Raw genomic sequence first — 12,578 nt, 5'->3', positions numbered from 1 at the left:
CCGCAGGTCGGCGGTGACCTGTGGATCGTCGGCCTGGTGATGGCGGGTCTCGGCACGATCCTCGGCTCGGTCAACTTCATCACCACGATCATCTGCATGCGGGCCCCCGGGATGACGATGTTCCGCATGCCGATCTTCACCTGGAACGTGCTGCTGACCGGTCTGATGGTGTTGATCGCCTTCCCGATACTGTCCGCCGCGCTGCTCGCCCTGGAGGCCAGCCGCAGTCACGGCGCCCGCATCTATGACCCGCAGACCGGGGGAGCGCTGCTCTGGCAGCACCTGTTCTGGTTCTTCGGCCATCCGGAGGTCTACATCATCGCGCTGCCGTTCTTCGGCATCATCAGCGAGGTGATCCCGGTCTTCAGCCGTAAGCCGATCTTCGGCTACATCGGCCTGGTCGGCGCGACCATCGCGATCGCGGGCCTGTCGATGACGGTGTGGGCGCACCACATGTTCGCCACCGGCCATGTGTTACTGCCGTTCTTCTCCTTCATGTCGTTCCTGATCGCCGTCCCGACGGGGGTGAAGTTCTTCAACTGGGCCGGCACCATGTGGCGCGGGCACATATCGATGGAATCACCGATGATGTTCGCGGTCGGATTCCTGGTCACCTTCCTGCTCGGCGGGCTGACCGGGGTCATCCTGGCCTCCCCGCCGCTCGACTTCCAGGTGCACGACTCGTACTTCGTGGTCGCGCACTTCCACTACGTGGTCTTCGGCACCGTGGTGTTCGCGATGTTCGCGGGCTTCTACTTCTGGTGGCCGAAGATGACCGGCAAGATGCTGAACGAGAAGCTGGGCAAGCTGCACTTCTGGCTGCTGTTCATCGGTTTCCAGGTGACCTTCCTGGTCCAGCACTGGCTGGGCGCGCAGGGCATGCCGCGCCGCTACGGCGACTACAGTCCGATCGACGGGTTCACCACGCTCAATCTGGTCTCCTCGATCGGCGCGTTCGTGCTCGGCGCCTCCACGCTGCCGTTCCTCTACAACATCTGGCACACCGCGCGCCGCGCCCCGCGGGTGACCGTGGACGATCCGTGGGGTTTCGGCAACTCACTGGAGTGGGCCACCTCCTGCCCGCCGCCCCGGCACAACTTCACCTCGATCCCGGCCATCCGCTCGGAGCGGCCGGCCTTCGACCTGCATCACCCGAGGATCGGGGACCGGCCGCGCCGGCTCGACTCGACAGCCGGGCTCCAGAAGGAGATCTGAGCCGCGCTCAACAGGGGCGGCCGAGGGCGGTCCTGGTGGTCTCCTCCGGGTACGGCGACAGGCGTACGGCGTCGGCGGGGGAGAGCAGGCCCGCCGCCACCCGCTCGCACAGGCGGCCGAGGGCGGTGATCTCCGCGTGCTGGGCCGCGGCGAACGCGCGGTCGACCGGGTCGCCGTGGCCGGGGACGACGACAATGCCACTGCCGCCACTGCCGCCACTGCCGCCACTGCCGCCGTCGCCGAGGAGGTCGAGCAGCCCGGCGAGGGTGGCCGGCCATTCGAGGGGATATGCGTCCTCGTAGGCAGGTGGGGCGCCGTTCTCCACCAGGTCCCCGGCGAAGACCACGCCGGCGTCCGGCACGTGGACGACCAGGTCGTTGCCGGAGTGGCCGCGGCCGAGGTGGGCCAGGACGACCGGGCGACCACCGACGGCCAGCTCCGCCCGGCCGGTCACCAGGTGGTCCGGCAGCGCGATCCCGGTCTTCGCGATGTCACCGGCGATGTCCGCGCGTCCCCGATCCCGGTAGTGGCGGGCCCACTCGTCCCTGGCCCGGCCGCCGTTCTCGGCCAGGTCGGTCCGGCAGCCCTCGTGCGCCCAGACGGGGCAGTCGAGGAACGGCCGGGTACCGAAGCTGTGGTCGAAGTGCGAGTGGGTGATCGCCACCGCCCACGGGGCGGAGGTCACCCGCCTGACCTCCGAGACCAGCTCGGCCCCCTGCCGCTCGTCTCCCCGCGTGTCGACCACCAGGCAACCGCCGTCGCCCACGACCAGCCCCACCGACAGGTCCAGCTCGGCGTATCGCCGCACCAGCACCCGGTCCGCCACCTCGACCCATCGACCTTCCACGGGTCGTATTCTCCCCGGTCGCGATCCTCGCGGCGTCGATCCTCGCCCGTGGCGGAAGCCGGTTTTCCGCGCCGCGACCCGGCGGGAGGCCCCTTCCCCGGAGGAGCGCTCAACCGCGCAGGTACGTCACCACCGCCAGTACCCGGCGATGGTCGTCCTCGGCCGGAGGCAGGTCGAGTTTGGTCAGGATGTTGCCGATGTGCTTGCCGACCGCGGCCTCCGACACCACCAGGGCCCTGGCGATCGCCGCGTTGGACCTGCCCTCGGCCATCAGGGCCAGCACCTCCCGCTCGCGGGGGGACAGCCGCTCCAGCGGATCGCGGCGGCGGCGCAGCAGCTGCCTGACCACCTCGGGGTCCACGATCGTCCCGCCGCCGGCCACGCCGCACAGCGCGTCGACGAACTCCTCCACGTCGCCGACCCGGTCCTTGAGCAGGTAGCCGACCCCGGTGCCGTCACCGGAGTCCAGCAGTTCGGCCGCGTAGGTCTGCTCGACGTACTGGCTCAGCACCAGCACGGGCAGGCGCGGGTCCGCCGCGCGGAGCGCGACCGCGGCCCTGAGGCCCTCGTCGGTGAAGCCGGGCGGCATCCGCACGTCGGTCACGACGATGTCGGGGGTGTGCTCGCGCACCGCCTCCACGAGCCGTACGGCGTCACCCGCCGTGGCCACCACCCGGTGCCCGAACCGGGCGAGCAGCTCGGCCAGCCCTTCGCGGAGCAGCACGCCGTCCTCGGCGATGACTACCTTGAGGGATCGATCGGAGTGCACGGTATCTCCACGCGTAGCAGGGTCGGCCCACCGGCCGGGCTGGAAAGTACCAGTCTCCCGTCGACGACCGAGACGCGGTCGGCCAGCCCGGCCAGCCCGCTCCCCTCCGCGGCGTCGGCGCCGCCCACGCCGTCGTCGCCGATCTCCACGACGAGGCGGGCGCCGTCCAGCCGCCCGGTGACCGTGGCCCGCCGGGCCTCGCTGTGCCGGGCCACGTTCGCCAGCGCCTCGCACACCACGAAGTACGCGGTGGACTCCACCACCTCGGGCAGCCGCGCGGGCAGCGCCATGGTGACCTCCACGGGCACCGGCGAGCGGTCGGCGACGTCGGCCACGGCGGCGGGCAGTCCCCGGTCGGTGAGGATCTGCGGGTGGATTCCCCTGATCAGGTCGCGGATCTCGGCCAGCGCGAGTTTCGCCTGCTCGTGCGCCCTGCCGACGAGCTCGGCCGTCTCGTCCCCACGGGTGAGCTTGGCCAGGCCGAGCGTCATGGTCAGCGAGATCAGCCGCTGCTGGGCGCCGTCGTGCAGGTCCCGCTCGATCCTTCGGCGTTCTGCCTCGAAGGCCGATACCAGCCGGGACCTGGACCGGGTGAGCTCGACGACCCGCCTGGCCTCGTCGCTCTGCCGGGGGCTGAGCAGCGCGCGGGCCACCAGCCCGTGCAGCACCGCGAGTGCCGTCAGCGGGTACGTGAACAGCACGAGCAGGACGGCCCCGAGCAGCGCCACGAGGAACGCCTCGGGACTGCTGTCGATCAGCCAGAACTTGAACAGCCGCACCTGCCCGACCTCCGCCAGGATGATGGGCGCGCACATGGCCATCACCGGCCCGGCGATCCCGTACGCCAGGGAGATCAGCTCCATCGGCCAGAGCACGATGACCAGCAGGCCGGTGTAGGCGAGCTCCCGCCAGGTGGCCTGCTCGCTGAAGCGCAGCCGCGCCCACGCGCGCAGGCCCGGCCGGTCGGGCTCGCGGTGGGGCGACTCCACCGGCTCAGAGTCGATGATCCGCAGGCGGCGGCGCTCCAGCGCGGCGACCGGTATGCCACTGAGCCCCAGCACCACCAGGAACGGGATGCCCACCACCACCAGCGCCAGCACCGCGCCGCCGGCCAGGCAGACCAGGACCACCACGAGGATGACCGCGCCGACGAGGATGCTCGTCAGCAGGTACGCCAACGAGCGCCACGGCCACCACGTGGCGAGCAGGTTCCATCGGGTGAGTGCCTGCCAGGCCGCCTGCGATCGCATCAACCGACAGTACGGTCCGTGCGGGCATGGCCTCTACCGGGCCTGGCCTACTCCGACGGTATGGCTGGCCATACCCGGAAGACTAGGCTCCGGTGTCCTGCGGGCCGCGCCCCCGCGGCGGTCTGATGGGGACCATGAACAAGACGGCGGCGCCCGCGGACCTGCGGGCATTCCTGACGGCGGCGGTACGCAGGCAGCGCGTGGTGGGCGCGATCGCTCCGAGTTCCCCGGCGCTGGGCAGGGCGCTCAGCGCGGTGGTCCCCGCGCTGGGCCCGTCGGTGGTCGTGGAGCTGGGGGCCGGCACCGGTCCGATCAGCGAGGCCATCCGGGCGAGGCTGGCCCCGGGGTCCCGCCAGCTGGCCGTGGAGATCGACCCCGGCATGGCCGCGCACCTGCGCCGGACGAAACCCTGGATGGAGACGATCGAGGGCGACGCCGCCGACCTCGGCGCGCTCCTGACCGATGCCGGGGTCGATCGGGTGGACGCGGTCGTCAGCACGCTGCCCTGGTCGTTGTTCCCCGGCGAGCAGCAGGAGCGGATCCTGGCGGGCGTCGGCCGGGCGCTCGCGCCGTCCGGGGCGTTCACGACCGTCACCTACCTGTCGGCCCTGCCGCTCGCCGGGGCCAGGGCCCTGCGCCTGCGGTTGCGGTCGGCCTTCGACGAGGTGCTGACCACCGGGCCCATCTGGCGCAACCTGCCCCCCGGAGTGGCGTACGTGTGCCGCAGACCGACGGTCCCCGTTCTCCCGCCTTCCGGGGGGTTCCCCGGGACCCGGTCCCGCTCGCGCCGTTCGTGACCGACCCACCCGGCCTGCTCGGTGTCGGCGAACCAGGAGCCGTGGAAACCGGTGGGCACCCGGCGCGGCAATGGCCCGGACGGGCAGGGAGACCGCAGCCCGCCGGGACACGCTTCCGCAGGGACGGTCCGGACCGTCAGGCCAGGACCCGGCCGACCATCCGTGCGTACATCCGACCCGGGCTCGGCACCGACGACGGGTGCAGGAAGCCAGGGAGCATCGGCAGGTCCACCGCGAAGGGCTGCAGCCGCTCGTAGAGGACGTCGGCGCCCGCGGGACGGTTGTCGGGGTCCTTCTCCAGCAGGTCGGCGACGAGGCGGTTCAGCTCGGCGGGAACCCCCGGGACCTCGGGCGGGCGCTCCTTCACCTGGCGCTCGAACACGGCGTACTCGGTGGGACCGGTGAACAGCTGGCGGCCTGTCAGCATCTCGTGGAGCACGCATCCGAGGGCGTAGAGGTCGCTGCGGGGGCCGGACAGGCCGCGCTGGATCTGCTCGGGTGCCATGTACGACGGGGTGCCGAGAATCTGGCCGACCCGGGTGAACTGCGTCGAGTCGGCCTCGCGGAGCACCGCCAGGCCGAAGTCGAGGACCTTGACGCTCCCGTCGGGGCAGAGCATCAGGTTGGTCGGCTTCAGGTCGCGATGGCAGACGGACAGCGCGTGGGCCGCGGTCAGCACCGCGCAGGCCTGGGCGGCGATCGCCGCGGCCCAGGGCACGGGGAGCGGGCCGTGCTCGCTGACCACGTCGGCCACGGTGACGCCCTCGATGAACTGCATCACCTGGAACAGTCGCTGGTCGAAGGTGCCGAAGTCGTACAGGACCGGTGCGCCGGGGTGCTCCAGCCTGGCCAGGATGCGGGCCTCGCGCAGGAAACGCCGCTTCAGCTCCTCGTCGGGGCCGGTGAGGAACCTCAGGAACTTGACGGCCACCCTGCGGTCGAGATGCCTGTCATGGCCGCCGTAGACGGCCCCCATGCCCCCCTGGCCGAGAGGGAGGTCGTCGAGCACGTATCGGTCGCCGATGACCATCGACCCTCCCCTGGACGTGCGGGCATCACGCCCCTTGGTCGCACGGCCGGAGATGGCCGTCGACCAGTCCGTCAAAGCCTAGCCGGATCAGCGTTTCCCCCAGCGCCCTCGTCGCGCGCAGTCTGTCCTCCAGTTCGAACAGCTCGCGGAAGGCCGTGCCGTACATCCGCTGGTCGGACAGTGGCAGCATGGGCACCCTCGCCCGTCGCACGTCGAGGCGGCTGGAACTGGGATGGACCCTGGCCGCGTCGGCCGAGCGCAGGAAACCGGCCAGGAACCCGGAGTCGAGCCGCTGCGGGTCGACCCGGTACAGCGTGAGCTGCGGGCCGAGCGCCGCTCCGCTCTGGGTGATCACCCTGACCGCGCCGAGCACCGTGGTCACCACGTCGCCGGGCCTGATCATGATCAGTGCCGGGTCGAGGGTGGTACGGCCGGAGGGTGAGGCGCCCGCCGCGGTGTCGTCGGCGGTCAGCACCGGGAGAGGGCCCTCGTCCGCCGACATCCTCGGCGGCGCCTGCAGGATCGTGATCAGCCCCGCCTTGGCCAGCTCGCCGACCGTGGTGGTCGGCAGGTCCTGCCGCTCGGCGAGCAGCTCCAGGGCGGGAGTGGCCTCCGACAGCGTGGCCGAGGTCTCCATGAACCTGGCCAGGGCCTCGGTGAAGTCGCGCGGGAAGTCGAGGCCGCTGTGCTGCGGGCGGTGCCTGGCCGGGGCGAGGTCGACCTCGTCGTCGAGCAGGTCGATGATGCGCACCGTGCGGCTCTCGCCGGACAGCTCGGCCTCGGGGTTCTCCAGGTACGCGCGCCAGGCGGGCTCCACGACCGACAGGTCCTCGCCGGCGTCCACCACCAGCAGCTGGGACGGCGGGCGCCCGCCGTCGGGCCTGCGGAGTATCCACAGGTCGGGGCCGCCGGGCGCCAGCGTCACCACGGCCCGCAGCGCTCCCGCCCGGAGCAGGTTGCCGCGGATCCGCTTGCCCGGACGCCGGCTGGCGGCGGCGGTGGGCATCAGGATCGCCACCAGGCCGCCCGGCCGCACGCGGGCGAGGCAGTGCTGTACCCAGGCGAGCTCGGACTCACCGCGCGGCGGCAGGCCGTACTCCCAGCGCGGATCGCCGGCGAGCTCCTCGTGACCCCAGACCCGCTCGTTGAACGGCGGGTCGCAGACCACGGCGTCGGCCACGTCACCGGCCAGGCCGTCCTCGCGGAGCGAGTCACCGGCGACGATCCGCGCCTCGGTCCCGCGCAGCAGCACCCGAACCGCGCTGAGCAGCGCGTTCGTCTCGTTGACCTCCTGCCCCATCAGGACGGTCTTCCCGCCGGTCGAAGCGCTTCCCCGCCGGGCCGTCAAGGTGTTCGCGCCCAGCAGCAGTGTTCCGACACCGCATGCCGGGTCCAGGACGACGTCCCCCTCCCGCACCACCAGCCGGACCATGAGCTCGGCCACATCGTCCCTGGTGACCGAGAGCTGGCGGGAGTGCGCCTCGACGTAGCGCTCGCACAGGAACTCGAAGACCTCCAGCGGGTCGCGTTCGGTGGCCAGCTCGGCGACCAGCCGGATGAGGGCCAGATCGTCCAGGCGAAGATCGGCGGAGCCGGGGAGATCGGTCGTCACCTCGGCCATGCGGGTGAGAGACTTCGTTCCATGATCACGCCAGGCGGTGGGCTCGCGGCGCAGGAACAGCAGGAACGCGCCGACCTTGGCCACCAGTTCGCCCAGCCTGAGGTCGTCGACCGAGGTGCGCATCCGCTGCCAGACCAGGTCGCCGAGCGAGACCTCGAAGGATTTGCCGTTCGCGCGCAGCCACACGGCGATCTCCGGCAGCGAGAACAGCGGGCTGGAGGTGGTGCCGCCCACCGGCTGGGGAAAGTCCTCGTGGCGGCGGCGCCAGTTGCTCACCGCTGCCCTGCCGACCCCGGCAAGCCGGGCGATGTCGCCCGCGTTCACGGTGATCTCCTGGCGCTCCTCCATGTTGGGCCACAGTAGTTGACTGTGCCGCAACGGTCTACAACGTCTTTGCTTGTGAAGTGCTTCAACCAATGATTTACTGCCTTCATGGCACTGAACCAACCACTGGCACTGCGCTACGCGGCCCGCTCCGACGTGGGGGTCCGCCGTGAGGCGAACGAGGATTCGGGCTACGCGAGCGCGCGCCTGCTCGCCATAGCGGACGGCATGGGTGGTCATGCGGGTGGAGAGGTCGCCAGCTCACTTGCCGTCACCGCCATGGCGGCGCTGGACGACACCCTTCCCACCGGCGGTGTCGACCTGCTCGCCGCGCTCAAGGACGCCGCCAGGGACGTCAACCACACACTGCGCGACATGAGCGAGCAGGATCCCACGCTTCGCGGCATGGGCACCACCCTGACCGCGATGCTCTGGGACGGCGCCACCTTCGCCCTGGCCCATGTCGGAGACTCCCGGGCCTACATGCTGCGCGACGGCGCCCTCTACCAGATCACCCATGACCACACCCTGGTCCAGTCGCTGGTGGACGAGGGGCGGATCACCCCTGAGCAGGCCGCCGAGCACCCGCGCCGGTCAATGGTGCTGCGGGTCCTTGAGGGCACCGGCGACGGTGAGCTGGACCTGTCACTGCGCGAGGCCTACCCGGAGGACCGCTACCTGCTCTGCTCCGACGGCCTGACCGCCGTGGTCGGTCCCGAGACCCTGTTCAACACGCTGACCGAGATCTCCGACCCCGACGAGGCGGCCCGCTGGCTCATCGACCTCGCCAACCGGGGGGGCGGCCCCGACAACATCACCTGCATCGTGGCCGACTTCGGGGTGCCCGCCGGCTCCGCCCCGGTGGAACCGACCATCGTGGGCGCCGCGGTCGAGAGGAAACTCTCCCTGTAGGGACCCCGCTGCCTCCCCGAACGTCGGGGAAGCATCGGCGTGCTCGGGTGGCGTCCACGGCCTTGGTGGGGATCTCCAGGTGTTCTTACCAGGTTCTGCCGGTGATGCGTTCGTACGCCTCGATGTAGCGCGCCCGGGTGACCTCCACGACCTCGGCGGGGACCTCCGGAGCGGGTTCCTTCTTGTCCCAGCCCGTGCTGGTCGCCCAGTCACGCACGTACTGCTTGTCGAAGGAGAACTGCGCGTGGCCGGGCTCCCACCGGTCGGCGGGCCAGAAGCGGGAGGAGTCGGAGGTCAGCACCTCGTCGCCGAGCACGAGCGTGCCCTCGGAGTCCCAGCCCAGCTCGATCTTGGTGTCGGCGATGATGACGCCCCGCTCCGCGGCGAGTTCGGAGCCTCGCAGGTAGATCTCCAGCGTGATCCGCCGGAACTCCTCGGCGACCTCGGCCCCTTCCAGGGCGACCACCTCGTCGAAGGAGATGGGCTCGTCGTGCTGCCCGAGCGGTGCCTTGGTGGACGGGGTGAAGATCGGCTCGGGGAGCTTGGAGCCGTCCAGCAGGCCGGGCGGCAGCGGCACGCCCGAGACCGACCCGTGCGCCTGGTACTCCTTCAGCCCGCCGCCGGTCAGGTAGCCGCGCGCGACGCACTCGACCTTCGCCATCTCCAGCTTCCTGCACCGCACCGCACGGCCCGCGAACTCGGCGGGTACGTCGGTCGCCGAGATCACGTGGTTGGGCACGATGTCGGCGAGTTGCTCGAACCACCAGAGCGAGAGCTGCGTGAGGATCCTCCCCTTGTCGGGGATGGGCGTGGGCAGGATCACGTCGTACACCGACACCCGGTCGGACGCCACGAGGATGATGTCCCCGCGGTCCTCGTAGACGTCGCGGACCTTCCCTGAATGAAGAAGCTTCACTGCTGTCCTTGCTCTCGCTCGACCCGGTCGCTGACCGACACCTGCTCACCGTATTCGACGTTCGGCGACGACCCGGCAACCGGGCACCCCTTCCGCGCCCTCCCGGGATGGCCTCGTGATCAGCCTTCCGAGCCGCCCCTTACCCGGTGGTCACGATGCACATCGACCTCATGGTCGGCGGTCCCGACGTCACCGGCGCCGGCGTTCACCACAACGGCGGAACGGTCGAACCGCTCCGCGGCGATGAGTGGCAGGTCTGAGCCACGTCTCGCGCGACGGCCTGGCCGGAGGTGAGAAGGTCCCCTACGGGAGGACGGAGAAGACCTCGCCGTTGCCGGGTACGCCGACTCCGCGCCAGGAGAAGGGGACTCCGTGGGCCACCTCCAGGTCCGGGCCGTCCATCAGCTGGAAGTGCACGTGCGGTTCGGTGGAGTTGCCGGAGTTTCCGCAGTGGCCCAGCAGCTGGCCCGGATGGACCCGGTCACCCTCGCGGACGGCCAGCGAGCCGCGCCGGAGGTGGGCGTACATGGCATACGTGCCACCGCCGAGGTCGAGGACGACGTGGTTGCCGACGACCTGGCTCGGGCCGCCCATCGAGCGGAACATCGCCTCGAAGGCGAGGAAGAGCAGGGCGGGGAACGAGTTGCGGCTGAGGTGGTCGCGGTTGTGGTCGACGGCGCGCACCACGGTGGCGTCGGCGACGGCCAGCAACGGGGCGCCGAAGGCGGGGAAGTCGCGGTTGCGGCGGACGACGGGCCACCAGCCGAAGCGGGGCCTGGGCCGGTCCTCCGGCTCCGCCACGATGTCGACGGCGTACGCCTGGCCGTAGGCGTGGGTGCCGTGGCTGGGGACCTTGTCGGCCGGGCTGTTCAGGGCTGACCAGCGACCGGTGACCGGTGGGTCGATCTCGATGGCCGGTGGGGTGCCGGGTGAGCGGGGCTGCCGGGTCATCGCGAAGAACTGCAGGACGATCGCCAGACCCAGCGGGATCCAGCCCCACAGCCAGGAGAAGTCGAAGTAGAACCCCGCCACGAGTTGCGCGAAGAAGATCACCCAGCAGCAGCGGGAAAGAATCATGGATGTTCTGCGCATGGAGATCCCTCCGGATCGCGTGTCGGGCCGGTTCAGGGCCGGTTCAGGGCCGGGAGGCGGCCAGCACCACCAGCAGCGGGACGACCCGCCCCGGGGGGACCTCGTAGCCGCCCCGGCCGGTGCTGTGCAGCCAGCCTGCGGAGATCAGTTGGCGCAGGTGGTGGTAGACCTGTCCGGTGGTGCCGAGGCCGTCGAGCGCGGTCAGTTCGGCGACGGTGCGGCGACCACCGAGGATCTCGCGGAGCAGGCGCATCCGTACGGAATGCCCCAGTGCCGCGAAGGACTCCGCGGCGTCCGACCAGTTCTCGTCGAGGAGCGCGTCGGTGGGCAGGGCCTGCTGCCATTCGTACAGCTCGTTCGTCGGCAGCCGGACCATCCCGGTGAACAGCACGCCGCCATGGGCGACCTCGTTCTCGGCGAGCTTCGCCTTCAACCCCTCCAGCGCCCAGAAGTCGGCGTCCTGGGGCCGGACGTGGCCCCCACCGGCGCCCGCCCCCTCAAGCGCCGCGAGCCGGCGTTCCAGCTCTGCGACGCGCTCCTCGAGTTCCATTCTTTGATTTTACGTAATTACGTACAATTGTCAAAAGCCGGAGAGATGTGGCAGGTCACGGGCGCCTGCGGGCCCGCAGGATGGCGTCGTGGATGGTGACCTCGTTGCCTTCGGGGTCGGCTGCGGGACGCGGTCTGGTGTCGGTGACGAGGATGTCCCACCGGTCGGGGTCGAGGGAGTGCGCGATCTCCTCGGCGGTGAAGAACATGTCGGGCACATTGAGCCGGGGCATCGTGGTCTCCAGGTCCGAGAAGTGGTGGCCGACGATGAGCAAAGTCCCGCCGGGGGCCACCGAGGCGGCCAGCCGGGCGAACAGTGCCTCACGCTGGGCCCCCGGCAGGTGCATGAAATGGGCGGAGACCAGGTCGAAGTGCCCCGGGGTAGGTGTCCAGGCGGTCAGGTCGGCGTGCACCCAGTCGATCCGCCCGGCCACCTCGGCGCCGAGGGCGCCGGCCTGTTCGGCGCCGCGCCGCAGGGCGGTGGTGGCGAAGTCCACCGCCGTGACCCGCCAGCCGCGTTCGGCCAGCCAGAGGGCGTCGGCCCCCTCGCCGCAACCGACGTCGAGCGCCGTGCCGGAGGGCAGGTCGGTGCTCTCGGCCACGAGCTGGGGATTGGGGCGACCGCTCCAGACCACGGCACGGGAACGGTAGCGCTCCTCCCATGCCTGCTCGTCGAACATGCTCGCGGTGCTCTCGGCCGGGGCGTGGTGGTGGTGGTCGCCGGGCGCCCGCTCGGCGTGGTCGGAGCGGGGCTCGGGCCCGCCGCGGTGGGCGGCGACGGCGTGGCGGGTCTCCTCGGCGATGAGGTCGGCGTTGATGGCCGCGGCGGTGTTCAGCGCCGAGGCGGCGGAGATGATCACCTGGGCGCGCAGGTCCGCGACGTTGCCGGCCACCCACACCCCCGGCACCGAGGTGGCCCCGGTGGGGTCGGCGGGCACGTAGCTGCCGATGACGTGGCTGCCGGCCAGTTGTTCGACCGGCTCCAGCCCGAGGGAGGCGAGCACGCCGGCTCGGGCGGTGAAGCGCGGCGCGACCACCACGGCCTGGCAGGGGACGAGCTCTCCCGAGCGCATCCGGACGCCAGCGAGCCGGTCGCCGGTCGTCTCCAGGGCGGCGACCTCGCCCTCCACGAGCGTGACGCCCCGGGCGGCCAGCTGCTCGTACTCCTCGTCGGTGGGTTTGGGGGCGGTGTGCAGGAACAGGGTCACCCGCGGGCTCCACTGCCGGAACAGCAGGGCCTGGTGCGCGGCCATCGG

At 71.2% G+C, this 12,578-nt stretch carries 12 protein-coding genes; 3 read left to right on the top strand and 9 right to left on the bottom strand.

All coding sequences use genetic code 11. From position 1 onward, the window contains the following. The coding region (locus tag ABZ260_RS33955; protein WP_355625921.1) for a cbb3-type cytochrome c oxidase subunit I at positions 1-1,215 on the top strand (1,215 nt) is incomplete at its 5' end. 7 nt (positions 1,216-1,222) lie between these two features. Here the strand turns inward: ABZ260_RS33955 and ABZ260_RS33950 are convergent. From ABZ260_RS33950 to ABZ260_RS33940, 3 genes are all read right to left on the bottom strand, one after another. Then, positions 1,223-2,062, bottom strand: coding sequence for an MBL fold metallo-hydrolase (locus tag ABZ260_RS33950; RefSeq protein WP_355625919.1), 840 nt, complete (start codon positions 2,060-2,062; stop codon positions 1,223-1,225). 109 nt (positions 2,063-2,171) lie between these two features. Continuing rightward, positions 2,172-2,831, bottom strand: a complete 660-nt coding sequence (locus ABZ260_RS33945; protein WP_350928044.1) for a response regulator transcription factor — start codon at positions 2,829-2,831, stop codon at positions 2,172-2,174. Continuing rightward, a complete protein-coding gene (locus ABZ260_RS33940) occupies positions 2,804-4,081 on the bottom strand; it encodes a sensor domain-containing protein (protein WP_355625917.1) in 1,278 nt (425 codons plus the stop codon). Before ABZ260_RS33940 ends, ABZ260_RS33945 begins: the two co-directional genes overlap by 28 nt. Positions 4,082-4,215: 134 nt before the next feature. On the opposite strand from ABZ260_RS33940, the gene ABZ260_RS33935 reads away from it, so the two are divergent. Next, positions 4,216-4,878, top strand: coding sequence for a methyltransferase domain-containing protein (locus ABZ260_RS33935; RefSeq protein WP_355625915.1), 663 nt, complete (start codon positions 4,216-4,218; stop codon positions 4,876-4,878). A gap of 136 nt (positions 4,879-5,014) precedes the next feature. Here ABZ260_RS33935 and ABZ260_RS33930 read toward each other — a convergent pair whose 3' ends face one another. Further along, positions 5,015-5,908 (bottom strand): serine/threonine-protein kinase, encoded by an 894-nt coding sequence (locus tag ABZ260_RS33930; protein ID WP_350928038.1) that lies wholly within the window; start codon positions 5,906-5,908, stop codon positions 5,015-5,017. A gap of 25 nt (positions 5,909-5,933) precedes the next feature. Continuing rightward, on the bottom strand, positions 5,934-7,877 hold the full coding sequence (locus ABZ260_RS33925) for an N-6 DNA methylase (protein WP_355625913.1): 1,944 nt from the start codon (positions 7,875-7,877) through the stop codon (positions 5,934-5,936). An 84-nt stretch (positions 7,878-7,961) separates the two neighbouring features. On the opposite strand from ABZ260_RS33925, the gene ABZ260_RS33920 reads away from it, so the two are divergent. Further along, positions 7,962-8,765, top strand: a complete 804-nt coding sequence (locus ABZ260_RS33920; protein WP_355625911.1) for a protein phosphatase 2C domain-containing protein — start codon at positions 7,962-7,964, stop codon at positions 8,763-8,765. Between the two features lie 85 nt (positions 8,766-8,850). Here ABZ260_RS33920 and ABZ260_RS33915 read toward each other — a convergent pair whose 3' ends face one another. The 4 genes from ABZ260_RS33915 to ABZ260_RS33900 form a co-directional block, all read right to left on the bottom strand. Then, positions 8,851-9,681, bottom strand: coding sequence for a phosphoribosylaminoimidazolesuccinocarboxamide synthase (locus ABZ260_RS33915; RefSeq protein WP_350961475.1), 831 nt, complete (start codon positions 9,679-9,681; stop codon positions 8,851-8,853). Positions 9,682-9,984: 303 nt separating this feature from the next. Further along, a complete protein-coding gene (locus ABZ260_RS33910; RefSeq protein ID WP_355625908.1) occupies positions 9,985-10,773 on the bottom strand; it encodes a M23 family metallopeptidase in 789 nt (262 codons plus the stop codon). A gap of 43 nt (positions 10,774-10,816) precedes the next feature. Then, entirely contained in the window at positions 10,817-11,323 is a 507-nt protein-coding gene (locus ABZ260_RS33905; protein ID WP_355625906.1) for a winged helix-turn-helix domain-containing protein, read from the bottom strand. Positions 11,324-11,378: 55 nt separating this feature from the next. Then, on the bottom strand, positions 11,379-12,578 hold a 1,200-nt coding region (locus ABZ260_RS33900), incomplete at its 5' end, for a methyltransferase domain-containing protein (protein WP_355625904.1).

The organism is Streptosporangium sp. NPDC006013 (assembly GCF_040614275.1).
GTDB lineage: Bacteria > Actinomycetota > Actinomycetes > Streptosporangiales > Streptosporangiaceae > Streptosporangium.
This window is presented reverse-complemented; position numbering and strand designations above follow the sequence as displayed.

Excerpts from the sequence above, each read along its gene's own strand:
- ABZ260_RS33940 (WP_355625917.1), bottom strand. The coding sequence starts at position 4,081 with ATGCGATCGCAGGCGGCCTGGCAGGCACTCACCCGATGGAACCTGCTC.
- ABZ260_RS33935 (WP_355625915.1), top strand. The coding sequence starts at position 4,216 with ATGAACAAGACGGCGGCGCCCGCGGACCTGCGGGCATTCCTGACGGCG.
- ABZ260_RS33925 (WP_355625913.1), bottom strand. The coding sequence starts at position 7,877 with ATGGAGGAGCGCCAGGAGATCACCGTGAACGCGGGCGACATCGCCCGG.
- ABZ260_RS33930 (WP_350928038.1), bottom strand. The coding sequence starts at position 5,908 with ATGGTCATCGGCGACCGATACGTGCTCGACGACCTCCCTCTCGGCCAG.
- ABZ260_RS33920 (WP_355625911.1), top strand. The coding sequence starts at position 7,962 with ATGGCACTGAACCAACCACTGGCACTGCGCTACGCGGCCCGCTCCGAC.
- ABZ260_RS33910 (WP_355625908.1), bottom strand. The coding sequence starts at position 10,773 with ATGCGCAGAACATCCATGATTCTTTCCCGCTGCTGCTGGGTGATCTTC.
- ABZ260_RS33905 (WP_355625906.1), bottom strand. The coding sequence starts at position 11,323 with ATGGAACTCGAGGAGCGCGTCGCAGAGCTGGAACGCCGGCTCGCGGCG.